Annotated in this window: 18 protein-coding genes and 3 pseudogenes; 5 read left to right on the top strand and 16 right to left on the bottom strand. The window is 45.0% G+C overall.

What is annotated here, in order from left to right; genetic code table 11:
- Positions 1-121 precede the first annotated feature (121 nt).
- From JIE71_RS08115 to JIE71_RS08050, 13 genes and pseudogenes are all read right to left on the bottom strand, one after another.
- Positions 122-820 (bottom strand): HupE/UreJ family protein, encoded by a 699-nt coding sequence (locus JIE71_RS08115; RefSeq protein ID WP_199508218.1) that lies wholly within the window; start codon positions 818-820, stop codon positions 122-124.
- A 181-nt stretch (positions 821-1,001) separates the two neighbouring features.
- Entirely contained in the window at positions 1,002-1,655 is a 654-nt protein-coding gene (gene ureG / locus JIE71_RS08110; RefSeq protein WP_199508217.1) for an urease accessory protein UreG, read from the bottom strand.
- Positions 1,656-1,740: 85 nt separating this feature from the next.
- Entirely contained in the window at positions 1,741-2,577 is an 837-nt protein-coding gene (locus JIE71_RS08105; RefSeq protein WP_199508216.1) for an urease accessory protein UreF, read from the bottom strand.
- Positions 2,570-3,184 (bottom strand): urease accessory protein UreE, encoded by a 615-nt coding sequence (gene ureE, locus JIE71_RS08100; protein WP_199508215.1) that lies wholly within the window; start codon positions 3,182-3,184, stop codon positions 2,570-2,572. Before ureE ends, JIE71_RS08105 begins: the two co-directional genes overlap by 8 nt.
- 81 nt (positions 3,185-3,265) lie before the next feature.
- A complete protein-coding gene (ureC, locus tag JIE71_RS08095) occupies positions 3,266-5,410 on the bottom strand; it encodes an urease subunit alpha (RefSeq protein WP_228284594.1) in 2,145 nt (714 codons plus the stop codon).
- 32 nt (positions 5,411-5,442) lie between these two features.
- Positions 5,443-5,745: an urease subunit gamma gene (ureA, locus tag JIE71_RS08085; RefSeq protein ID WP_025643648.1), complete on the bottom strand. Its 303-nt coding sequence runs from the start codon at positions 5,743-5,745 to the stop codon at positions 5,443-5,445.
- Positions 5,746-6,052: 307 nt separating this feature from the next.
- Positions 6,053-7,042 (bottom strand): urease accessory protein UreD, encoded by a 990-nt coding sequence (locus tag JIE71_RS08080; protein WP_199508214.1) that lies wholly within the window; start codon positions 7,040-7,042, stop codon positions 6,053-6,055.
- A 71-nt stretch (positions 7,043-7,113) separates the two neighbouring features.
- Entirely contained in the window at positions 7,114-7,812 is a 699-nt protein-coding gene (gene urtE, locus JIE71_RS08075) for an urea ABC transporter ATP-binding subunit UrtE (RefSeq protein ID WP_199508213.1), read from the bottom strand.
- 46 nt (positions 7,813-7,858) lie between these two features.
- Positions 7,859-8,620: pseudogene (urtD, locus tag JIE71_RS08070) on the bottom strand (urea ABC transporter ATP-binding protein UrtD); the annotation flags it as partial.
- Between the two features lie 139 nt (positions 8,621-8,759).
- On the bottom strand, positions 8,760-9,839 hold the full coding sequence (urtC, locus tag JIE71_RS08065) for an urea ABC transporter permease subunit UrtC (protein WP_199508211.1): 1,080 nt from the start codon (positions 9,837-9,839) through the stop codon (positions 8,760-8,762).
- 10 nt (positions 9,840-9,849) lie between these two features.
- A complete protein-coding gene (urtB, locus tag JIE71_RS08060; RefSeq protein WP_416232023.1) occupies positions 9,850-11,565 on the bottom strand; it encodes an urea ABC transporter permease subunit UrtB in 1,716 nt (571 codons plus the stop codon).
- Positions 11,566-11,794: 229 nt separating this feature from the next.
- Positions 11,795-13,144: an urea ABC transporter substrate-binding protein gene (gene urtA, locus JIE71_RS08055; RefSeq protein ID WP_199508210.1), complete on the bottom strand. Its 1,350-nt coding sequence runs from the start codon at positions 13,142-13,144 to the stop codon at positions 11,795-11,797.
- A gap of 564 nt (positions 13,145-13,708) precedes the next feature.
- On the bottom strand, positions 13,709-14,689 hold the full coding sequence (locus tag JIE71_RS08050; RefSeq protein WP_199508209.1) for a GlxA family transcriptional regulator: 981 nt from the start codon (positions 14,687-14,689) through the stop codon (positions 13,709-13,711).
- Positions 14,690-14,916: 227 nt separating this feature from the next.
- Between JIE71_RS08050 and JIE71_RS08045 the strand changes: the two genes are divergently transcribed.
- The 3 genes from JIE71_RS08045 (at position 14,917) to JIE71_RS08035 (ending at position 19,094) form a co-directional block, all read left to right on the top strand.
- Entirely contained in the window at positions 14,917-16,173 is a 1,257-nt protein-coding gene (locus JIE71_RS08045; protein ID WP_199508244.1) for a M24 family metallopeptidase, read from the top strand.
- 280 nt (positions 16,174-16,453) lie between these two features.
- Positions 16,454-17,917, top strand: a complete 1,464-nt coding sequence (locus JIE71_RS08040) for a sodium:solute symporter family protein (RefSeq protein ID WP_199508208.1) — start codon at positions 16,454-16,456, stop codon at positions 17,915-17,917.
- Between the two features lie 223 nt (positions 17,918-18,140).
- The gene (locus tag JIE71_RS08035; protein ID WP_323126920.1) at positions 18,141-19,094 is read left to right on the top strand and encodes a DMT family transporter; all 954 of its coding nucleotides are present in this window, start codon (positions 18,141-18,143) and stop codon (positions 19,092-19,094) included.
- A gap of 86 nt (positions 19,095-19,180) precedes the next feature.
- Here the strand turns inward: JIE71_RS08035 and JIE71_RS08030 are convergent.
- From JIE71_RS08030 to JIE71_RS08020, 3 genes and pseudogenes are all read right to left on the bottom strand, one after another.
- Positions 19,181-19,525 (bottom strand): annotated as a pseudogene (locus JIE71_RS08030) (transposase); the annotation flags it as partial.
- A 44-nt stretch (positions 19,526-19,569) separates the two neighbouring features.
- Entirely contained in the window at positions 19,570-20,178 is a 609-nt protein-coding gene (locus tag JIE71_RS08025; protein WP_199508207.1) for an FMN-dependent NADH-azoreductase, read from the bottom strand.
- Positions 20,179-20,195: 17 nt separating this feature from the next.
- Positions 20,196-21,260, bottom strand: a complete 1,065-nt coding sequence (locus JIE71_RS08020; RefSeq protein ID WP_199508206.1) for a TIGR03571 family LLM class oxidoreductase — start codon at positions 21,258-21,260, stop codon at positions 20,196-20,198.
- A gap of 48 nt (positions 21,261-21,308) precedes the next feature.
- Here JIE71_RS08020 and JIE71_RS08015 point away from each other — a divergent pair, with 48 nt between their 5' ends.
- Entirely contained in the window at positions 21,309-22,316 is a 1,008-nt protein-coding gene (locus JIE71_RS08015; RefSeq protein ID WP_199508205.1) for a LysR family transcriptional regulator, read from the top strand.
- Between the two features lie 708 nt (positions 22,317-23,024).
- Positions 23,025-23,288 (top strand): annotated as a pseudogene (locus tag JIE71_RS08010) (transposase); the annotation flags it as partial.
- Between the last annotated feature and the right edge of the window lie 111 nt (positions 23,289-23,399).

The raw sequence follows: 23,399 nt of genomic DNA, 5'->3' as shown, positions 1-23,399 counted from the left end.
TGTTTTTTTTAAGCGGTTGTCATGGGTTATATGATGCTTCATCAGCATGTTTGTATGGTCAGCTCACGATAAAATCGAGACTTAGCAAAGTGTTTAACAAAGCTGCTAATGTCTTATAAAACTAAATAAACAACACGCCGCATAGACCAACCACCGCCAGGACACGCTGGATCATCAGGCTGTCTTGCAAGTGAGTATTTAGGTAAGTGGCAACGCCTCTACCCACAGTATACAGACCAAGCATGGCAATAATCATACCGATGAAAAAGCCAGTTGTACTACTGTTAGCGGGCACTTCGATAGCGTGCGCTGCCCCATGGAGCATAGCGAGTGCACCAAATCCTGCGATGGCTAAATTATGCCACGTTTTTACCGACGCTTCATTGCTTTGATTGAATCCACGGTTAAAGTAGCGGCTCATCAGTGCCATGGTGAGTAAGACGATAGACAGTACAATGCCGGACTCAATAAACGTACTGTTTAAGCTCATATTTAAGCTTAGGGCAAAACCTGCCACTAAACCTAAGCCTAACGAGACAAAGCCTTTTTTAAAGCTGTGCATTTGCGTCAAGAGCATGCCCATACCGAGCGCTAGTACAAGATGATCCAGCCCCGTCAAAGGGTGCATGATACCTGACAGTACTGAGTTGCCAAAGGCGCCATCAGCTGTCATCACCCCATGCCCAGGGTGAGCAAATACTAGTGTTGGCAGTCCCGTTAACAAAGATGACAGTGCTAGAGTGCGAGTCATTGCCGCCTTATCGATTAGATTTTTAGCTGTCTTATTTTTAGTCATGGTTTTTGAAGCTTGTGTGCTCATGATGTGTCCTTAATGATTTAATAAGTCGATATAGAGTCGAACCACTATTAAAGTGTTACAGCGTTAGACTCGTTTAGCCTACTACTGTAGTACTTGCACTCGTCTGTCTTGTACCACTTTTAATATTGATTGACTAAAGTCAGGGGTGGGGTTTGTAGAATATCTATTTATACGCAGCACCTTATGCCGCGCTAATCATGCCTTTATCTAGGATAAAGGTAACGATATCATCGAGACCTTCGCCGGTTTTCATGTTACTAAAGACCACGGGCTTATCGCCGCGCATCTTTTTGGCATCGCGCGCCATCACCTCAAGTGAGGCGCCTACTAAGGGGGCAAGGTCGGTTTTATTGATAATAAGTAAGTCAGATTTCATAATGCCAGGTCCGCCTTTACGAGGGATTTTATCGCCTGCTGAGACGTCGATGACATATAGGGTTAAATCAGATAATTCAGGGCTAAAGGTCGCCGCCAAATTATCGCCGCCAGATTCGATAATAATAAGCTCAAGCCCTGCAAATTGGTGTTGTAGTTCGGCGATGGCAGATAAATTGATGGAGGCATCCTCACGGATAGCAGTATGCGGACAGCCGCCCGTTTCGACACCGCGAATACGCTCGGCTGGCATGGCCTCGTGACGCGTTAAGAATTCAGAGTCTTCTTTGGTATAAATGTCGTTGGTCACCACTGCCATATTGACGTCATCACGCAAGCGTTGACACAATCTTAGCGTGAGTGCGGTTTTTCCTGAACCAACGGGACCGCCAATACCTAAGCGTAGAGGAGATAGGCCAGTCTCTGAATGGGTATGGTCGGCTTTGGGTGTAAGTGCCATAAATAAATATCCTCAATAAAGTCGTGAGTAATTAAAAGTTTGGTACAAATAAATAGTGTTTAAGTGAAATAGTGTGAGTTAGCACTCAAGAGCGAAACAAGCGGCTATATTGTCTTTCATGCTGACACGATAGTATCGCTAAATTCGGCAAGTTAGCTGACATATGCAGCTCTTTATAAAGCAGGTTTAGCTTTAAGATGCTAGTCTCCTCTAGGCTGTTAGCCGCTAACGATAGTTTTTGCACCTGCAAAAAGCTTTGCTGAACGCTAGCCGCTAAGGGCGGTATGCGCTCACTTAATAACTGCTGCAACTGCCAGATGATACGCTGGCCTGCCATTTGTCCAAGTGGTACAGTCTTGACCGCCGCCAGCACCATGTTCTCAATTTGCCCAAAAGCATAGGTAGTCATAGCTTGCGCAGGCTCAAGTTGCCAATACGAGCTGATATGCGCAAATAAGGGTAAAAACCCATGAGCAAGCAGACGATTAGGCACGTCAAGCTCAAGCACATCACCAAGCCAAGCTGATAAAGACAGCGCCAGTTGGCTCGACTCATAGACAAACTCTTTGCTTTCGCGGCTGGCGTGGTAATCGGCACCTAAAGCATCAGCCAGGGCGCTATCATCACTCATAAGCGCTGCCATCATAAGCGCCAATAGCGGTAGCTCGTAACGACATAATGCCAGTGCTAGATAGTCGCTCATAAACTCCAAGCTACTGGCCTCGTCACAAATAAGCCCAGACTCAATAGCCGGTTCTATACCTTGTGAATAGGTGTAACTACCGATCGGCAAGTTACTTGACGCCAGCATAAGCAAACGTCCGGTGACGTCTATATCTATAGAGTGTAGCGCAGTTATCGCGTCTATTGCGTCTACCGTGTTTGCGCTCGATTGCGCTAAGGACGTATCATGATTAGTCATAAGCGTTGCCATCGCTATGCGAATGTCCGTTATCGCTTTGAGCGCTGTGAGTATGAGCATATGCATAAGCATGGCTGTGATGAGCGTGACTGTGTCCATGGCTATCAGTATGGCTATGCGCATGACCGTGAGCGTGTCCCCCGTGCTCACCTTTATAGGCTCCCGTTTCTGGTTCAAACGCTGCTTGTACCGCTTGAGTATGTAGGCCAAGCTGACCCAGCATCGCCTCTAACACGTGGTCAGGCTCAAAGTACAGGGCGTCAGGGGTAATCATTAAAGGCACGTGACGGTTACCTAGATGATAAGCGCCCCTCATAAGATCGAAGCTATTATCAGCGGTGACTTTGATTAACCCTTGCTTAGCGGCCATCACCTGTATCAATTCGCCTTGATTATTAGCCAACACACTGCCATTTTTGATGGTTTCTGTGCGCGGTAGGTCAATACCAACGGCTTGTTGCTGCTGCGTTTGCGCTTTAAAGCGGCTACGCTGACGGGTATCGAAATCCAGATATAAAAAGTGTTGTGCCTGTTTTTGATCATCAATAACGGCTTGCTGTTCGGCGCTAAGCGCTGCTGGGTCGAGACGCTGTGTATATATTTTCATAAGTTGCTTTATCGTCCGTTCAAATAGGGGAATAGGGGGTTGATGTCTAGTGAGCTGAATTAGCACTACTATAAAAGACCTTTAGAATAAAAAGTAACGCTGAGCCATTGGTAAATAGTCAGCAGGCTCACAGGTCAACAGCTCCCCATCAGCATGCACTTCATAAGTCTCTGGATTGACTTCCATAATCGGGCAGTAGCTGTTAAATTTCATATCTTGTTTTCGCATTTGACGAATGTTGTGTACTGCTTTGATGACTTTATTTAGTCCCAACTGCTTATCAACACCTTTCTCTAAGGCAGTACGCGACATAAAGGTGATACAAGTTTGCGCTACCGTTTTAGGGAAGCTGCCAAACATAGGGCGATAGTGGACAGGCTGCGGGGTAGCAATGGAGGCGTTAGGGTCGCCCATAGGCGCGGCAGCTATCAACCCGCCTTTGATAATGCTGTCCGGTTTTACCCCAAAAAACGCGGGTGACCATAAAATCAGATCCGCCCATTTGCCAACTTCAATAGAGCCGACCTCATCGCTGATACCGTGGGTAATAGCGGGATTGATGGTGTATTTAGAGATATATCGTTTGATACGAAAGTTATCATTACCGCTATCAAAGTCGGCATGACTTAAGGTGATATGTTCTGAGGACTGCTCCGTTTTGGCCGTTTGGTCAGGTGCTAAGTGACCACGCTGCGCTTTCATTTTATCAGCGGTCTGCCACGTGCGAACAATGACCTCTCCTACGCGCCCCATCGCTTGCGAGTCGCTGCTCATCATGGAGATGGCGCCCATATCTTGTAAAATGTCCTCAGCAGCAATAGTCTCGCGGCGGATACGACTCTCAGCAAAAGCCACGTCCTCGGCGATGGCTGGGCTTAAGTGGTGACAGACCATGAGCATGTCGAGGTGTTCATCGATGGTATTGACCGTAAAGGGACGCGTCGGATTGGTTGACGACGGCAGGACATTAGGCTCACCAATGGCCTTTAGGATATCTGGCGCATGACCACCGCCTGCGCCTTCGGTGTGAAAGGTATGGATGCAGCGCTCTTTAAAGGCAGCTAACGTGCTATGCAAATAGCCACTTTCATTTAATGTATCGGTATGGATGGCGACCTGCACATCGTACTCTTCAGCCACACTCAAGCAGTTATCAATAGCCTGCGGTGTTGAGCCCCAGTCTTCATGCAGTTTTAGACCGATAGCCCCCGCTGCAACTTGCTCGATAATAGGCTCAGGTAAGCTAACGTTACCTTTACCGAGCAGCCCGATATTCATAGGAATGGCATCGCTGGCTTTTAGCATACTTTGAATATGATAAGCGCCTGGCGTACAAGTGGTGGCTAGAGTGCCCTCGGCAGGCCCAGTACCGCCGCCAAGCATGGTGGTGACTCCAGACATCAAGGCCGTTTCACATTGCTGGGGAGCAATAAAGTGAATGTGACTGTCAACACCACCAGCAGTTAGGATTTTGCCTTCTCCAGCGATAATCTCAGTCGCTGCGCCAATCGGCAGAGTTACATTGGGCTGAATATCAGGGTTGCCGGCTTTGCCAATACCGCTAATGCGACCCTCTTTGATAGCCACGTCGGCCTTATAAATACCGGTATAGTCAACAATCAAAGCATTGGTGATAATGGTGTCGGCTACTTGACTACCAAGCAGCTGTGATTGGCCCATGCCATCACGGATAACCTTGCCGCCGCCAAACTTCACCTCCTCACCGATACTGACGCTACACGTATTAGGACGCTGGTCGATGTGGCTGGTCAAATCATACTCTACTTCAAGCCATAAGTCGGTATCGGCCAAGCGCACTTTGTCGCCTGTGGTCGGGCCAAAGTGCTCAGCATGGATGCGTCTATCCACGCGTTTTTGCGAGGTGTGTGGCGTGCGCTTGATATCGGCCGCTCCCATCACTTTACCTGCAAAACCATATATATGCTGACGACCTGCGATGGCAACCAGCTCTACTTCACGCGCTTGCCCCGGCTCAAAGCGTACCGCAGTTCCGGGTACGATGTTGAGACGGTAGCCAAGCGTGGGTTCTCGATCAAAGCTTAATGCCTCGTTGACCTCAAAGAAGTGATAATGCGAGCCGATCTGAATGGGACGGTCACCTGTATTGACGACCTCTACGCTTTGCACGCAGCGCCCCGAATTTAGGGCCATATCTCCTGCTTTGATTCTATATTCGCCTGCTTTTATCTTTTTATTTTTGCTCATTTTTGTCATCCTTCATTGTTCTATAGGTCTTACTAGACAATAGGGTTGTGTACGGTCACAAGTTTGGTGCCGTCAGGGAAGGTGGCTTCGACTTGTACATCGTGAATCATCTCAGCAATACCGTCCATGACATCATCAGTTGAGAGATAAGTCGCGCCTTCACTCATCAGCTGTGCTACGGTTTTGCCATCACGGGCGCCTTCCATAAGCAGCATACTGATATAAGCGATGGCTTCTGGATAGTTGAGCTTGACGCCGCGCTCTTTACGACGTTCAGCGACCATACCGGCGGTAAATAGCATGAGTTTGTCTTTTTCGGTAGGGGTTAGTTGCATCGGATTATCCTTAATAGCCTTAATAATGAGTGGTCATGTTATTTGTTTATTTACTTATCACATTAGGGCGTGTCCCTAATTCAAGCGTTTATGACTAAATGGGCTAAAAATGGCTAAATCTTTGGCAAACGGTGTCAAATAGCTAGCCAATATCTTGATATTACCTGCGCTATTTTCCTTGTTTGCCTTCGATTTATCTCATTTTTATCACCATTTTTAAAATAGGGACACGCCCTAGTCACATCGCTGTTGATCAATAGAGTCTATTGTCAAAAGCTATCGCTTTAGAATAGGTCAGAGTTAAAAACTAAGTGTCCCAAATCCTTGGTCGATGCGGCTCAAGCGCATACCATTTGCGCCTGATAAGCTCGCGGGCTTGGTAAAAGGCTTCAAAACAAGCTCGTACATCAGACCCTAGGTAGCGACAATTGATCCCTTGATAGTTGTGCGTACAATAAATGGGTAGGGACTGTTTATCGATAAGACTGCGTATCTCGCTGATCGTCTCATCTAAATACTGTCCCAGCTTTAATGGGTTTTTTTGTAGCTCTGCTTCAATGGTATCAATGCTGGGTATGGCCCAAAACGAGCCATGCACGTGCTGATTATTTAGCCCGAGTGCTGAGGTAAACCAGCGGGTATCGGCCTGCTGCGCGGTATGCTCTTTGACCAATAACACGTTATCTCGCCATATCTCTAAACGATTGGCATAGTGACCATGAGCAAAAGTCTCTCGGTACGCTTGACGACCAAACACGGCGATATCCCAAGTGAGCAAACTGGCGGTTTGGGTTAAATAAAAGCGGTTAGTAGCGTTAGAGACAGAGTGATCGTAATAAATGCTCTCTTGGGGCAGCCACTCAAGGATAGCGTGGTCATCGAGGTAGGCGCTGATATGTTGTACGGCCTCAACCGTAGCGCTTAATAAGCGCTTATCAAGCAAAGTGCTGCTACTGCTGTCTATAGGCTGACTTGGTTTGCCACATTTTTGTGCTTCGCCATAATGCGCTTGGCGCTGCGCCTGTCGTTGCCCGTACCATTTGCCCGCGCCTGGGGTAGTAATCACCGCGTGACTATTTGCCTCTAGCTTGTACTCCAGTGTTAAGCGGTCATCATCCGCGATACCAGCGGGAGGATATAACACATAGATATGACAAATCCCTGCTTGGTAATCAGGCTCAGGATACAGTGCGCGTTGTACCACCAGTGCCCCAGTATGGGCACGGTGATACAGCCGAGTTTTTGCCGCGTCAGCTGTATGGTCAAAATAAAGATGTAACGTAGATTGCCAAGTCAAAATAAAATGTTCCTTTTGAGACGTATGCTATTAAAAAAGCGCTTTTAAAAGCATTCTTGAAACGTATGCTTTTAGATGGCTACCAATTCTTGAATGTGGTTGTCTGCCATATCTTCTCCTGCGCCCTGAGCGACCACTTGTCCGCGCGAGAGCACGGTGTAGTTATCCGCCAGCTCCTCTGCAAATTCATAGAACTGCTCAACCAGTACAATCGCCATATCCCCTTGATAGCCTAAATCCTTAATGACCCGTCCGATATCCTTGATAATTGAGGGCTGGATACCTTCGGTAGGTTCATCGAGTATCAGCACGCGCGGCTCTGAGGCCAGTGCGCGTGCGATTGCCAACTGCTGCTGCTGACCCCCTGACAGATCGCCGCCGCGCCGGTGCTTCATCTCATCGAGTACCGGAAAGATGTCGTATAAGTGTCTGGGAACGCGCCCCGCTTTGCTGTGGGAGAACTTGGCCATACCGATCAAAATATTTTCCTCTACCGTCAGTGTTGAGAATATATCGCGCCCTTGGGGCACGTAAGCGAGTCCGGCGCGCACGCGCTGCTCAGGAGTGAGCTTACTGATGTCTGTACCATCGAGGACAACCTGTCCTGACTTGATTGGGAGTATGCCCATCAGACATTTAAGTAAAGTGGTTTTGCCAACGCCGTTACGCCCGAGTATTACACTGCACTCGCCAACCGGCGCAGTAAATGACACGTCACGCAAAATATGACTGCCGCCGTAGTACTGATTGATTGCCTTAACGTCTAGCATAGAGGCTCCTATGTTTAAATGGTTTTAAGCAGTAAAAGTCAAGCCGTTAGCGTCCAAGATAGGACTCAATGACCGCCTCATTTTCTTGCACCTCAGCTAAAGTACCTTCAGCTAAAATAGCCCCTTGGGCAAGTACCGTGACCTTTTCACTAATGGCATCAATAAAGCTCATATCGTGCTCGACGACGATTAAGGTATGATTTTGTTTGAGGCGCAGACATAGCTCAGCGGTGTGCTCGGTTTCAGCGTCCGTCATACCAGCGACTGGCTCATCGAGCAAGATAAGCTTAGGACTTTGCATCAGCAGCATACCAATCTCCAACCACTGCTTTTGCCCATGCGAGAGGAGGCCTGCGGGCAGGCGGGTTTTGTCTGTCAAGCGAATCTGCTCAAGGGTCGCCTCAAGTGTGTTTCGAGTATCGGCATCAAGCCTACTGCGCAAACTGCCCATTACGCGTTTGTCCTTGGGCGCGGCAAGTAGTAAATTATCGAGCACGCTAAAGTTCTCAAACACCGTCGGTTTTTGAAACTTGCGCCCGATACCTGATTCTGCGATTTGTTCTGTTGACATAGTCGCCAGATTATAGGTTTGCCCAAAGAACACGCTACCTTCGGTAGGACGGGTCTTACCGGTTATCACATCCATCAAGGTTGTTTTGCCCGCGCCATTAGGACCGATAATACAGCGCAGCTCTCCTTCTTCGATGTACAAGGACAAGTTGTTCAGCGCCCGAAATGAGTCAAACCAGACGCTCACTTCCTCAAGGTACAGCGCAATACCGTGGCTAAAGTCTGCGCCGCGAGGCTTAGGGTAACTCAAACCGTCGCTATGGTCGTCATCGTAGTCGTATTCATCAAGCGCCTTAGCTGTCATAGCTAGCGACCTCTGAGGCGCTTTATCAGGTAAATTGCTAGACAGCTTAGAGACAAGCGATGTTGATAAATGATTATTGAGCATCAGATTTTTCCTTTTTAAAGCGTCCAAGCAGACCAATAATGCCGTTTGGTAAAAATAGGGTGACAACGACGAACAGACTGCCAAGTATTAATAGCCAGACCTCAGGATAGGCGACGGTAAAGTAAGTCTTGAGCGCGTTGACTACGCCTGCGCCTAAGATGGCACCGATAAGATTACCGCGGCCACCAGCAGCGACCCACACGGCCATCTCAATGGAGTTAATCGGGTTCATCTCGCCAGGATTAATGATGCCCACTTGCGGAACGTACAGCGCCCCTGCGATACCAGCGATAACCGCTGATAGCACCCATGCCGATAGCTTGTACCAAAGCGTGCGATAACCTAAGTACTGCAAGCGGTTTTCACTATCGCGAATAGCGCCAAGCACGCGCCCGTAAGGCTGACCCATCAAATAACGCAGGCCAGCATAAGATAGCAGTAGTGCCAGTGCGGTCACAAAGCACAAGGTAGCGCGCGTGGAGGCGGCAGTAATGTCGTAGCCCAAAAGAGTGGTAAAACCGGTAAAACCATTGTTGCCACCAAAGCCTGTCTCATTACGAAAGAACAGTAAGGCCGCCGCGTACGTCATAGCTTGGGTAATAATCGAGAAGTACACGCCTTTTATTTTTGAGCGAAAAGCAAAGAAGCCAAAGATAAAGGCAACGATACCTGGCACCAATAGCACCAAAGCGCTCGCCCACCAAAAGTGCTGCGTCCCTGCCCAATACCACGGCAGCTCAGTCCAGCTCAAAAAGCGCATAAAATTAGGGATACCGTCGCCTGCGGTCTCGCGCGTGAGGTACATACCAAAGGCATAACCGCCAAGCGCAAAGTACAGCCCATGCCCTAAGCTCAAAATACCCGCGTACCCCCAGACTAAATCTAGGGCCAGCGCCACCATTGCTAGCGCCATAATCTTACCAATAAGGGTAATCCAGTAAGCGGAGAGGTGAAAAGGAGAGGTGATAGGCAGCAGATGCAGCCACGGTACGATAAGTAATAGCAAAAAGCATAAGCCGATAAATACAGCGCTGCGCGGAGTATCAGATAATAATGTGATGATTCTCATAGCCTTCTCCTTAATCAACAAAACGGCCTTTTAGTGCAAATAAACCTTGTGGCCGCTTCTGAATAAACAGAATCACAAGAACCAGTAATACAATTTTGGCAAGCACCGCGCCAATACCAATCTCAAGCACCGTACCACTGACGCCTAAACCTAAAGAGGCGAGCACTGCGCCCCATACTTGACCGACACCGCCGACAACGACAACTAAGAACGCGTCGATGATATACGTCTGACCTAAGCTTGGTCCGACGTTGCCGACTTGCGCGAGTGCGCAGCCTGCCAATCCTGCCAGCCCCGAGCCAAGCCCAAAGGCCAGCATATCGATGCGCGCAGAGGAGATACCAACCGCGCGTGCCATCTGCCGATTTTGCGTTACCGCGCGTACAAATAGCCCAAAGCGCGTTTTGTTAAGTAAATACACCAATAGCAGCAGAATAACGACCGTAAAGCCGATGATAGCGATGCGGTTATAGGGAAGGGCAAGGCTTGCGGACACTTGATACGCGCCGCTAAGCCATGAGACATTGCTGACCTCGACGTTTTGCGCGCCAAACACCATGCGTATCAGCTGCATCAAAATTAAACTGATACCAAACGTCGCCAGTAAGGTCTCAAGCTCACGCCCATAGAGCGGACGGATCACGATACGCTCGATGACCATACCGATCACAGCGCTGACCAAAAACGCACTGGGTATCGCGGCGAGTAAGTACCAGCTTGCCATCTCAGGCAGATAGGCTTGAAATAGGTTTTGCACCACATAAGTGGTGTACGCGCCAATCATAATCAGCTCGCCATGTGCCATATTGATGACGCCAAGCAGCCCAAAGGTAATCGCAAGCCCTAGCGCTGCTAGTAGTAAGATACTGGCAGTACTAAGACCAGTGAACAGATGCCCCGTCCACGTGCTGATCAAGATGCGCCGCTCAATACTTGCTTCAGCCGCCAGCAACGCCGCCTTAAGATTAGGGTCAAGATTGTCGTTTGCCAACGCCTGTTTGACATCGATTAACACTTGCGGGCTATCGCTGTCAGCGAGCACGTCAAGCGCGGCGATTTGGGTAGCCACGTCGCCATCGCGAAAGTCTAGCCTCGCCTGCAAGGTACTAAGCGCGGCGCTCACCTCCGCGTCATCTTCGCGCACGGCTGCTGCGCTGACTATTGCAGGGTCTATTTGTTCGATGTTATCAGCAAGGATACTCACCGCTTGCAAGCGCTGCGCCGGATCGTCTGAATCCAGCTTTACTTTTGCTTGCCCAAACACCAGTGCGGAGCGCAGGGCATTAGTCAATGTTACTTGCGCCAGATCGCTTGGCCATTCGTCCGTCAGATCTCTATCAGGATAGGTAAACAGCTCGTCATCAGCGTTTAGCAAATAAGTTTGCCCACCGTTGCCTTGATACAGCTCATCATTATCAATCAGCTCAACTAACGTATCGAGACTCTCAGCGGAGCCTGGCCACTGACCCAGCATCGCTTGGCGCTGACTAAAGTCTGCAGCCACAAACTGCTCAATGGCATCGCCCTGACTGTTAATTGGACTGGTAACTGGACTGGTAAGCGTGGCAGGCGTAGTCAAAGACTGCGCATTTTGCGTAAGCAAACTCTTATCATCGTTGGCAAGATTAGAGGTGGTCGCTACTGTATTGGTTACTGTATTGGCAGGGGAATGACTATCTACTGCGGTGTCGGCAGCCGAAGCGGGAAGCGGGGTTAAAGCGAGCATAAATGCTAAGCAAAGAAGCACAAATGATAGGCTCAGACTAACAGCACTAAAGGCCTTGTTAAAGCCGCTAGCCTGGGCGTCATATATAAAAGAGGGATAAGGCGACATAGTGGAATCCTTTTTTATAGTCAACACTCCTCCAACCCTGCCAAGCTAGCCTATAGCTTGGCGGGACTATCAAGGTTTGCTGATATTGATACCAATAAGAAAGTAAAGCTTAGGATAATCCTTACTTAGGAATGTACTGGCTCCACGGTGAAGCTTGGATAACCTCGGGTGTCTTATAGACCACATCAAATTGACCATCGGGGCGAATCTGACCGATCATGACCGGTTTCCACAAGTGATGGTTCTCTGCATCCATCTTTAGCGTATAGCCTGAAGGGGCAGCAAAAGTCTGACCGCCCATACTGATACGGACTTTGTCCACATCTGTGCTACCCGCGTCCTCCACCGCCTGCTTCCACATATTGATACCGACGTAGGTGGCCTCCATAGGGTCGTTAGTGACGACATTGTCGGCATTGGGTAAGTTGTTATCGAGCGCATACTGCTTGTACTTTTTGGTAAAGTCGTTATTGGTTGGGTTTTTGACCGACATAAAGTAGTTCCATGCCGCTAAGTGCCCTTGCAGCGCGCTAGTATCGATACCGCGTAGCTCCTCTTCACCAACTGAGAATGCCATGACTGGAATATCAGCGGCGTCAATACCTTGATTACCAAGCTCGCGATAAAAAGGCACGTTGGAGTCGCCGTTGATGGTTGATATGACTGCTGTCTTTTTGCCCGTAGCGAAGTTTTTGATATTAGAGACGATGGTTTGATAATTGCTAAAACCAAATGGCGTGTACTCTTCCATAATGTCGCTATCGGCAACGCCTTTAGACTGTAAAAAAGCGCGTAGTATCTGGTTGGTGGTACGAGGATAGACATAATCTGTGCCTAATAATACAAAGCGCTCAGCGCTACCGCCTTCAGGACTCATCAAGTATTCAACGGCAGGAATAGCTTGCTGATTGGGCGCCGCACCAGTATAAAAGATGTTTTCGGACTGCTCTTGACCTTCGTACTGCACCGGATAAAACATCAAGCCATTGAGCTCTTCAACGACGGGCAGTACCGACTTACGCGACACTGAGGTCCAGCCCCCAAAGATGACATCTACTTTATCTTGTGTGAGGAGCTGGCGTGCTTTTTCAGCAAATAACGGCCAGTCAGAGGCAGGGTCAACGACGACAGGCTCTAATTGCTTGCCGAGCACCCCGCCGTTGGCATTAATCTCCTCAATCGTCATTAGCGCGGTGTCCTTTAGCGAGGTCTCAGAGATGGCCATCGTCCCTGATAAAGAGTGCAAAATACCGACTTTAATAGTATCGCCATTAGCCGCCGCTGCGCTTTGAGTGGTGGTATCGCTAGCTGTCGTCTCCGAGCTCGTCTCGGCTGGCTTTTGACAGCCAGCAAGGCTCAAACTACCTACAACGGCAAGCGCCACTATAGATAAGCGTGAGGTCAATCGTAAGTCGGTATGAGGGGCGCTATTCAGTGGGGTAGCGGTAGCAAGGGTCAGCAATAAACACATAAACTTCTCCAAAAAGAGTAAAATAGCAACAAGGTGAGTCAATCAATTGGCTTTGACTGTTTTACTATTTTTATTACTTCAATATCTATGCCAGCCAAAAATATAGAAAATTGCACCACTGTGGTTCTTTGTTGAGTACGAAGCCTTCTTTTTTTGCACCAAAATAGACCAGACCTATAGGCTCCTATGCACCACGATGGTTTATTAATACTTGTGAATAAAAGCCATTGTTTCTTTAAGGGGCTAAAACTGGGCAGAATAAATGTGTTGGAAGGGTAGAGGGTTCTACTGTCTTGATAAGTCTAAATATCAAAATAGGTTTAAGTTGGTAAAGAAGCGCTGTTGACAGGTTTAGTTAATTGTAATTCGGCAATAAAAAAACCCTTATAGCTCAAGGCGTATAAGGGGTAATGAGAGTATCCCACATTCTATGTAACTGCCATTTAGATTAAAGGCTTACTAACACGATCATCAAACATAATCATAAAGTGATTTTCTGATGTCTTTAGGGTAGTCAAAGAATACCGTTAATCCATCCTAGTTACTGCGTCAATAAGAAATAGGTTATATCAGCTGATTCTCTTGCCTGTAATGGCTTGGTGTCATGCCATAGTTTTTTTTGAAGGCGCTAGAGAATGCACTGTTATCGATAAAGCCGCTTGCTAGTACGATTTGGCTAATAGGCAGCGTAGTATGTTTAAGAATATATTTGGCGTGTTCAAGGCGCAATCGCACGTAATACTGTTGCGGTGAACAACTAAAATTTTTCTTAAATATGCGCTGTAATTGTCTACTTGATAATCCAAGATGATGGGCAATATCCTTAACGCTTAAAGGCTCTTCAAGATTGGTTTTCATCAATGCAATAGCATCTATTACATTGGTATAGCTACTGCTCAGTATTTTTGGCTTGGGCATATGCTGTACATAAGTAGGCTCACGTATAGAGGTGATAATAAACATGTCTTGTATCTTGGAAACGATATGATGACCATGATGCTTATTGATGATATGTAAAGTCATATCCAATGCGCAAGCTCCACCTGAACAAGAATATAGCTGCGGTGCTATTGTAAATATTTGGTCATTAAAAATAACACCTGGATAGTTTTCTTGGGCTACGCTGATGTTCTCCCAATGCAATGAGGCTGCTTGCTGCTCAAGTAAGCCCGCAGCAGCCAATGCTAGCGCTCCTGTACACAAACCGCCAAGTGCAATATCCCGTACTGCCAATCGCTGAATTAAGGTAATGAGCCTACTAGATTCCAAGTAATCTGTTTGGTGTCCTCCGCATACAAATACCAAGTCGCAGGTTAATAAGTAGTCGAGTGGTGCAGTATGACTTAACTTAATACCGTTACTACTACTGGTTTTATTGTCATCGAACCCTGCCACCACCCACGAGTATAAGAGTTGCTCGCTCACATAATTCGCCATTCGAAGTGGCTCAATGATATTGCTGAACGCCAGCATGGTAAAGCCATTAATCAGTAGAAACCCAATACGCCTAGGCTTGTCTATCATCTTTTCCGTTATCTGAGTCATTTTTTGTCGCCTTTAGAACATACCTAAAGTTCTGGCTAATGTTAAGTTGTTTGTCCATATGTCCGATTATAAACATAAAATGTCGCTTATGAAAAAATACCTTATTAATTTTACCTCTATTATCGAACGTGTTCTCAGTTAATTATTACCTACTTTGGAGACGTTCCATGTCAGCACTAAAAGACCTTACTAGCGCGTTATCTTCTACAGATTTTTCTCGAAAATCGATGAATTCATTAAACCTAACCTCTTTAGATGGCTCATTAGATAATCCGCATCTCCCAAGTCTAATCGAAATTAAAAACGGCCAGAAAGTGCAACCGACTTTTAGTCATCAAGAATATGCAAATCGTCATGAGAAACTTCGTGAGTATTTAGATAATCATGGCATTGTGGCGGCGCTTTTCACCTCGATACATAACATCAATTACTACTCTGACTTTATATATTGCTCTTTTGGGCGACCTTATGGACTAGTCGTTACTTCAAAAGAAGTCGTGTCAATCTCTGCCAATATCGATGGTGGACAGCCTTGGCGGCGTACTGTGGGCGACAATAATATTGTTTACACTGATTGGGAGCGTGATAACTATTTCAAAGCCGTTGCTCAACAACTTCCTCATCACGGCCGTGTAGGTATTGAGTTTGATCATTTACCAATGGATCGCTTTGCTAAGCTCAAAGCTATTTTACCCAATGTAGAGTTTGTTGATATTAGCCTAGCATGTATGACCATGAGAATGGTTAAGTCCTCTGAAGAAATAGCGCTAATAACAAAGGGCGCTCAGGTCTGTGATATTGGTGGGGCGGCATTGGTACAGGCTGTTTATGATGGCGTGCCCGAATACGAAGTTGCCTTGGCATCTACACAAGCGATGGTGAAGGCTATTGGGGAGCAGTTTGGTCAAGTAGAACTCATGGATACATGGACATGGTTTCAGTCAGGTATTAATACGGATGGTGCCCATAATCCAGTAACCAATCGTCGTGTCCAGTCGGGTGATATCTTGAGTCTTAACTGTTTTTCTATGATAGCAGGCTACTATACCGCGCTTGAACGCACATTGTTCTTGGATAAATGTGATGCAGATTCACTACGCTACTGGCAGATAAATTGTGAAGTGCATGAAGCAGGTCTTGAGCTTATAAAACCTGGCGTGCGCTGCTGCGATATCGCACATGAGCTGAATAAAATTTATGCAAAATACGACTTATTAGAAAAACGCAGCTTTGGTTATGGACATTCTTTTGGTGTGCTCAGCCATTATTATGGACGCGAGGCAGGACTTGAGCTACGTGAAGATATTGAAACAGTGCTTGAGCCAGGTATGGTCATCTCTATGGAGCCGATGATTATGATTCCAGAGGGCATGCCGGGTGCTGGCGGTTATCGAGAGCATGACATTTTAGTCATCAATGAGACGGGCGCTGATAATATCACAGGCTTTAAGTACGGCCCTGAGCATAATATTATCGGTCGTTAATGTAGGGGAGTGTCATCAATAAATACTGTCTATATTGAGTGGGCTACCATGAATAAGTTTCTTATTTTAAGCCCGCCAATATAGATGATGATGCGCCTCGCACAATGCAATTATTTTCATATTTTACTTATTAAGGAAATAACATTATGGACCTGTTTCTTAACAGCTGGACGTTATTTTGGTTTTTGACCATTAATGTACTGACGCTATTACTGGCAGTGAGTTATTTCTTCGTAGAGCGTCATAACAAGTAATGTAGTAAATGATACGAGGAATCGACATGTTTATTAATTGGATGATATTGTTAGCAGCAATTGCACTTCTCATTGTATTGGCTAGTAAAGCGTCAAAAGTCATGTCAGCAGATGAGGAAAGTGGTTTTTTAGTAGCCGGTCGCTCATTAGGGCCTTTTGTTATAGCAGGTACTGTCGTGGCGACTGGGTTTAGTGGTTGGGGCTTTATGGGTTCACCTGGTGCCGCATACCAATATGGGACGATTGAGCTTTTAGGTAATTTCTTTTTTGCACCAGCCATGGTCGTCGCCGTATTATTCTTTGCGGTCTATTTGCGTAATAGAGCCATGAAGATGGGTAGTAGTACCATTCCTGAATTTATTGTCAACTTGCACTGTAATGATCGAAATTCAATATCTGCTCGCACTTTGCGTATTATCACGTCTTTGGGCATGATTATATTTTTGACCGTATTTTTGACGGCTCAGATTAGAGCGCTTGGTATGTTGGGTAGTAGCTGGCTCGGTATTTCACCTCTTCTGGCTTCTGCGCTTTTATTGGTGATTATTACTGTTTATACCATGGCAGGCGGATTGCTCGCTGTTGCTTGGACTGATACTTTTATGGTGATTGGGATGACCACTGCTGCCATTTATATAGTGGTTCAGGTGTTCACTGACATTCCGTTAGCAGATATGATGACGCAGCTGAATGCGATAGATCCAAACCTTGTCAATCCAGAGAGTTCTAACCCATATGGTAATGCCAAAGCTTCTGTTTTTCTAGTATTTGTCTATGCGCTTATTTTTAGTACTGCATTGCCTTATATGTCAGTACGTTTTTTGGCGATGAAATCTAATATTAGTATTGCCAAAACAGGCTTTTATACGGCCATTCTAGGGTGTGTTTTGAGTTTGGTGCCTATCGTTGGCTTATATGTTCATATCAAAAACCCAGGTCTGATCAATCCCGATGAAGCAATGCCTTGGTATTTAGCCAATGCTATTCCAAGTGTGGTGGGTAGTGTGATCACTTTGTTTATTCTTTTTGCTATGAAGTCTACGGCAAACTCTATCTTGCATACTTTATCAACTGCTGCCTCACATGATTTGCGTTTGGCTGTATTTGACAATAAACCTCGCACTGAGGCTGAACTATTGAAACTGAATAGATTGTGGGTCGCTATTGTGGCTGCTATCGCCTTCATTTGTACTTTCTTCTTACCTGAAGCGATGCTTAGCTATCTAGGCATATTCTCTAGCGGTACTTTAATGGCAGCTCTATCTGGTGTACTTTTGGTGACTATCTTTTATAAAGGCTCAACGATGGCTGCTATTGCCTCTATTATCGTCGGTGCTGTTTGCAGTAGTTATCTCTTAACATCAGGTCTTGTCGGCTGGGTAGAGGGACCTCTTATCGGATCAGCTGCATCAGCCATCACTTACGTGATCGTTAGTGTATTGGTTCCTAATAGAGTCAAAGCCATATCAGAAGAAGCTGTCAGCGCTTAGATATAGATACTTATATTTATGAATACTTAACAGAGCCTAAACTAACCGCTGAGTTTATTGACTGATAGTCATAAATTCAGCGGTTTACGTATTCAGTAAGGCTGGCAAGTATGAGTTGTATAGATAAGCTAATGCTGATTAACACTCGGTTATTTTGTACCAGTTTTATATTTACTCAATGATATTACGAACATTTTATGTTTAATAATAGAGGTGACTAGTCGTGGAAGTATTGAAAACCAGACCTATAGCGGTTGATGTCAAGCCATGGATTGGCACCATACAAATTGTCATGGCGGCCATATGTTGGGGCACACTTGGTATATTTTCGACTTATCTTAGTCAATTAGGTTTTAGTAGTTGGCAAATTACGATATTGCGTATCATAACGGCAGCTATTATTGCTATAACGATGTTGCCTAAGATCTGGAAACCATTAAGTAGGCTAACACTCGGTCAATGGTTTGGGCTTGGTCTACAATCCCTAATTGGCGTACTGGGTATGACGGTTTGCTACTTATTTGCAGTGCTTCATGTGGGAGCAGGCACAGCAGTCGCATTACTCTATACGGCGCCAGTCTTTAGCTTGATATTCTCGCACCTATTATTAGATGAGCGAATTACTTATAAAGCTACATTGTTAGCAGTTGTAGCAGTGATTGGCGTTGGTATGACTACGATGGGTGGCACTACTGAAGGGAACTTGGGTATTGCCGTTGGGCTGCTTTCTGGCGTTTGTTACTCTTTATATGGTGTGCTTGGTAAACGCGCCATGCATCATAAACACTCTGCACCACTTGTCTTTTTTACGTCAATTTTGTTCAGTGGCATTGTATTATTGTTCATTCCTACCACGTATACAACTTATTATAAGCTGATACAGCTTCCCGTTATTAGCTGGATATATGTACTGGGCTTATCTTTGGTAGGTACGATTGCACCTTTTGCATTATATATGAAAGCATTAGAAAAACTACCAGCCACACGCGCGTCAGTATTTACTATCTTTGAACCTTTGACCGCGATATTTTTGGCAGTGTTGCTCCTGCATCAAATGTTATCAGGTATTCAATATATAGGCGTTTTTTTGATTTTGCTCGTTGCTTTATTAAATGGGCTAACAAATTCGACCAATGTACAACTGCCGAGATGGTTTAGAAGACAAAAATTATCGTAATTTAGGGCGTGTTGAACATTGGCGACAAATTGATGGCAAAAAAAATAGCGAACGGTTAATCTTTAAGTTCTCACACAAAAAAGATTTAGAGTAGTCTGTTTGGTGTCTGCTACGACAATGGTATACACCTTACCGTTTCGTTTTAGAATACCAAATACAGCGGTTTTGTCAGCAGCCCCGCGACCTCTTTTACCTTTGCGTACGCCGCCAAAGTAACTTTCATCTAATTCGACTTCTCCATCAAAAAGCTCATCAGCTTCTAACGAGAGATGGTAGTCTATGACAAGTCTTGTTTTATGGTAAAAAAGTGCAGCAGTATTAGGCTGAATATCAAGCAAATCTGCGGCTGTTCTGGCAGTCACTTCAGCCGTAAAAAACTCTAACAGTCGTCTCTGTGCTTTTTTACTTAGTTTACAACGGGTTATCTTCATAAAAGTAGTCTAGCATAGTGCTTATCTACTACAGCCCCTAAAATTTAATTAACTTGCCATTGGTTAAAATCTTCTAGTGTGGCTTGTAAAATTGCCTCTTTATCACAAATGGCTGTGCCTTCTGCTCGAATCAAGGTGCGTTTTTTAAAGCCCATTTTTGCAAACATCATATCCAAATAACGGTAAGCAAATTCCATTTGTTGGCATTCTTTATCCAATGAGAACATCGACCCACTAATTTGTAGAAACAACACGGCTCTATTATCGGTCAATAAGGGTTCAATTTTACCTGCCTCGCTGTACTGGAAAGTCTCTCGTGGCACCAACACCATATCCATATAATCTTTGAGTCGAGCAGGGATATTGTAGTTATACATCGGATAGATAATAACGATTTTTTGATGCGCTTTAAACTGCTGTAACATCGCTTGCCGAGTGTCGGCGATAGCTTGCTCCGCCACACTCAAAGCCTCCCCTGCTTTTTGTTTATAAATGACCGTTAGGGTTGCCTTATCCAAGGTAGGTAAATCCATGTCATTTAATGGCAAATAGGTTGTGCTTTCAGCAAATTGCTGTTTGATTTGTTGTAGTAACTGAGCCGAAAATGACTCAGTATGGGCATTGATTGTGGTATCAATGACAAGCGTTTTCATGGCTTTATACCCCATTTTTATTGGTTTAATTTGGCTAACACATTTTCTGCTAAGTCTTGCAACGTTTCTTTGACAGGGCGTTTGGTAGGCTTTAAATTAATGGTGATATGAGATAAGCCTTGTTCTTTCTGCTCTTGCCAAAATTCCAGCAAACTATGTGCCCCGCCTCGTAGATAAATATTGCGAGATAATTGAGCAGGCTCATTCGGATTCTCACTAAGTTCGACAAAATTGGCATAACCAAAAGGATGCCAAGCGTCATCTTGATTTAAATCCGCCAAGGTTTGCACGATATTTTTGGTATCTTTTGGGTTTACCCCATGCCAAATCCACGCATCGGCAGTATTAGCAAGCCAATCTAGTTCCTGTCTGGCACGACCAATAGCAACCATCGGTAAGCGTTGTTCAAGGGTAGGGATAAAGCCAATATTGCCTGTTAAATCCCCATAATGTTGCCCTTTAAACTGCGGAAATTTTTGGGTGGTTAAGGCACGAATCATGTCCCAACTTTCTCGAAAACGCTCGGCACGATTGTCAAAGTTTTGCTGAAACACAGGGTATTCCACAGGTCTATCGCCACTCGACATCCCCAAAATAAAGCGATTATTGCTTAATACTGCCGTACTTGCTGAGGCTTTGGCGATATGAATGGGACTCCGCAAAGGTGCAACGATGCCTGCTGAACCTATCGCAATTCGTTGGGTTTTCGCAGTCAAATAGCCCATGGCAACCATGGGGTCAAATGCTTGTCCAACATCGCCAAAACTTGGGTCATAAAATGGCACATCTCGCAACCATAGTGCAGAAAATCCAAGCTGTTCTGCTAAGACAGCGGTTTCCCCAAAGTCTTCTAAGCTTGGAATCGGACTATTGGGATAGCCTTTAAACGGGGCAATCAATCCCAAGGTGAGTTTATCCGCTTGAAACACCTCACTAAATGCAGGGTGATTGGCAAGATGAGGGGGTAGTTGTTTTTGTTGCGGGGTTATATTTTCATTCGTCTGAGCGGTGTGAAATAATTGGCTATTGTCTTGTCCAAGAACAGAGAGGTTTGGTACAGCAGTTTGTGAGCTTGTGGTCATGAGAGTCACTCCGTTAAATTAAGCATTAAAAAATATAGTCCTAGTATAATGCTTTTATTTTTAATGACAATTGGGGTAAAATTGGAAACAGTTTTGCTTTTTTTGCAAAAATATGTTTATTCAAAAATACACTTAACTGCTAACAAACCCATGACCATCAATTACTTCTATGCCCTCACTATTTTTCACCATGTGGCGAATACTAATAGCTTTACTGCCACGGCAAGTCAGCTTGGGCTGGCGGTGTCGTCTGTCACTCGGCAAATTGATAACTTAGAACAATCCTTGCAAGTTAAGCTATTGAATCGCTCAACCAGACATTTGGATTTGACCCATGCAGGGATGCGTTATTTACAACAGACCGAGCCGATATTAGCTGAATTACAACAGGTAAATGAAGCGATTAAAGAGGAGCAAATTGAACCACAAGGGCGATTGTGCCTTACTTTTCCCAGTTCCTATGGGATTGAAAAAATCGCCCCATTGCTTGCCGAATTTGCCCATTTATACCCAAAAATTGAATTGGAGCTATTTGCCAGTGATGAATTTGTAGATTTATTTAATGAGAAATATGATGTAGGGGTGCGGTTAGGGCGTGTGGAGGATGACCGCTTGGTAGCAAAATTTATTGCCTCTCAGCAACGGCTGTTATGTGCGAGTCCCGATTATCTACGATTGCATGGAACACCACAAACACCGTCACAATTAGCCGAGCATAATTGTTTGCCGTTTATGTATCAAGGCTATGCGTCAAAGTGGTATTTCCATCAAACGGGTAAAACGCAAAGTTTGCGGGTGACAGGGAATTTGATGGGTAATAATATAGAAATGCTGAAACAAGCCACGCTTGATGGACAAGGGATTAGCCATTTACCTAACTGGCTGATTGAGAAAGCGTTGCAGTCTGGGGCGTTGGTACAGGTGTTGTCTGATTGGCAAGTGACCCCGTCTTTGGCGACAGATGACGGGATTTATTTGGTGTATCCGCCCACTAGCCGTAATGTGGTAAAAATTGGCGTGTTGGTGAATTTTTTAGCACAGCGTTTGATAGGTTAAACTGTAGATGGTGATATTGTGAAAAGCAGTAGAATATTATGCGTATCTAATTTAGGGAGGGTTTTCTTCATAAAAGTAGTCTAGCATAGTGATTATCTACTACAGCCCCTTAATTACTACAAAGGTCAAAGTATCAAGATAGTATCAAAAAATTAATTACATCCATGCTTTTACATAAATTTTAGACAATAAAAAACCCTTACAAGTCAATGCTTGTAAGGGTTTGAATATGGTGGGCCCAGTATCAACCATGCTTATTGATTAAGTTTTTGATATTAAAAGATATTTATAAATATTAATTTTATTATACCAACATTTATACCAACAATCTTATGAGTTAGATAGCTGATCCTGAAGATATATTATTCATAAAAAATATTGTTATCTTTTGTTATATTAGGCTGCTAATTTACATTTATCAGGTTTGAGCTGCTTAGTGTTTACTATGAATAATATCATTAGTTGATATAATCTAAAAAAGAAGTCTTTTGTCTGGATGAATAAATGTATATTAATGAGTTAAGAGTAAACAGTTATTATGACTGGGAAGTTATTTGTAAATATTTAGCTAATATTTACACATTAAATAAATATGGGTAACCCTCCCAAACCTAAGACACCTTATAAATGGAATTAAGCTGCCTGAGCTATGCTGAATAAAACGTAGAGCTAAACTTGGTAAACTAAGCACAATAACAGGAGTTTACCATGACCAAGAAAATCAGAACTTATAGTGACGAATTTAAAGCCGAAGCTGTCAAGAAAATAGCAGATAATAATGGCAATATTTCAGCGACTGCAAAGCAGCTTGGTATTGCCATGCAAACGCTCTCAAACTGGAATAACAAATCCAATCAAGGCAAGCTTGTCGGCACAGAGCAATATGATCCTGACCTTATGAGTGCTCTTCAAGAAATAAAGCAGCTCAAGCGTCAGCTCAAAGTGGCTGAAGAGGAGCGTGAAATACTAAAAAATGCGACGGCGTACTTCGCGAATGAGGAACGTTAAGAAACAGTCTGGGAGACTGTTTTAGTGACGCAAGGCGTAGGGCTATGCCCGAAGTGGCAGTTAGTAAAGTACGCC

This window comes from Psychrobacter sp. bablab_jr014, from assembly GCF_016464015.1.
In the GTDB taxonomy this organism is placed as follows: domain Bacteria; phylum Pseudomonadota; class Gammaproteobacteria; order Pseudomonadales; family Moraxellaceae; genus Psychrobacter.
Note: the sequence above shows the minus strand (reverse complement) of the source record. Positions and strands in the feature narration are given on the sequence as shown.